The organism is Planomonospora alba (assembly GCF_039534085.1).
Taxonomy (GTDB): Bacteria; Actinomycetota; Actinomycetes; order Streptosporangiales; family Streptosporangiaceae; genus Planomonospora_B; species Planomonospora_B alba.
Genome location: NZ_BAAAUT010000141.1, coordinates 1 through 1762 on the forward strand (window position 1 = coordinate 1; position 1762 = coordinate 1762).

Annotated in this window: 1 protein-coding gene; it reads right to left on the reverse strand. The window is 73.5% G+C overall.

The genetic code is table 11. From position 1 onward, the window contains the following. A partial coding sequence (locus ABD823_RS34285) for an acetyl/propionyl/methylcrotonyl-CoA carboxylase subunit alpha (RefSeq protein WP_344867096.1) occupies positions 1-1762 on the reverse strand: 1762 nt, incomplete at both ends.

Below are 1762 nucleotides of genomic sequence, written 5' to 3' on the forward strand. Positions count from 1 at the left end.
CGTCCTTGATGTCGCACACCACCGCGCCGGCGCTGACCGCCTGCCCCACCTGCCCGACCAGCCCGGTCACCGTACCCGCCTTGTGCGCGGTCAACGGCTGCTCCATCTTCATCGCCTCCAGCACCACGACGGTGTCCCCGGCCGCCACCGTGTCCCCGTCGGCGACCACCACCTTCACGATCGTGCCCTGCATCGGGCTGACCAGCGCGTCCCCGCCCACCGCGGCCTTCTTGGCGGCCCCGCCCGCCCGCCGGCGCGGCGCCGAGACCGCGGCCGTACGGCCCGCACCCGCCGGCGCGCCGAGCCCGGCGGGCAGCACGACCTCCAGCCGCTTGCCGCCCACCTCCACCGTGATGCGCTCCCGCTCGACCGGCTCACCCTGCACGCCGGCCTGTCCGGCGTACGGCTCGATCGTGCCGGCGAACTCGGTCTCGATCCACCGGGTGTGCACCGCGAACGGCTCGTCCGCGGCGGCCGGAGCGAACGCCGGATCGGCCACCACCGCCCGGTGGAAGTCCAGCACGGTCGGCATGCCACCGATCTCGAACTCGGCCAGCGCGCGCCGGGCGCGCTGCAGCGCCTGCGTGCGGGTGGCACCGGTGATCACCAGTTTGGCGATGAGGGAGTCGAACGCCTGCGGCACGGTCATGCCGGTCTCGTAGCCGGCGTCCAGCCGCACGCCCGGCCCCGACGGGACGGACATGGCCGTGATGGTGCCCGGCGCGGGCAGGAACCCGCGCCCGGCGTCCTCGGCGTTGATCCGGAACTCGATCGCGTGCCCGCGCACCGGCGGGTCGTCGTAGCCGAGCTCCTCGCCGGCGGCGATGCGGAACATCTCGCGCACCAGGTCGATGCCGGTGACCTCCTCGGTGACCGGGTGCTCGACCTGCAGGCGGGTGTTGACCTCCAGGAACGAGATCGTGCCGTCCTGGCCGACGAGGAACTCGCAGGTGCCGGCGCCGACGTAGCCGGCCGCGCGCAAGATCGCCTTGGAGGAGGAGTACAGCAGCTCGGTCTGCTCGGGGCTCAGGAACGGGGCCGGCGCCTCCTCCACCAGTTTTTGGTGGCGGCGCTGCAGCGAGCAGTCGCGGGTGGAGACGACCACGACGTTGCCGTGCGCGTCGGCCAGGCACTGGGTCTCCACGTGCCGGGGCCGGTCCAGGTAGCGCTCGACGAAGCACTCGCCGCGGCCGAAGGCGGCCGTGGCCTCGCGCACCGCCGACTCGTACAGGTCGCCGATCTCCTCCAGGGTGCGGGCGACTTTGAGGCCGCGGCCGCCGCCGCCGTAGGCGGCTTTGATCGCGATGGGCAGGCCGTGCTCGCGGGCGAAGGCGATGACCTCTTCGGCGCCGGAGACGGGGTCGGGGGTGCCGGCGACCAGGGGGGCGCCGACGGATTGGGCGATGTGGCGCGCCTGGACCTTGTCGCCGAGTGCGGTGATCGCGGCCGGGGGCGGGCCGATCCAGGTCAGGCCGGCGTCGATGACGGCCTGGGCGAAGGCGGCGTTCTCGGCCAGGAAGCCGTAGCCGGGGTGGACGGCGTCGGCGCCGGAGCGGGTGGCGATGTCGAGGAGTTTGCCGATGTCGAGGTAGGTCTCGGCCGGGGTGTGGCCGTTCAGGGCGTAGGCGGTGTCGGCGAGGCGTACGTGCAGGGCGTCGCGGTCGGAGTCGGCGTAGACGGCGATGCCGGTCAGTCCGGCGTCCTTGCAGGCGCGGGCGATCCGCACGGCGATCTCACCACGGTTGGCGATCAGGACCTTCTG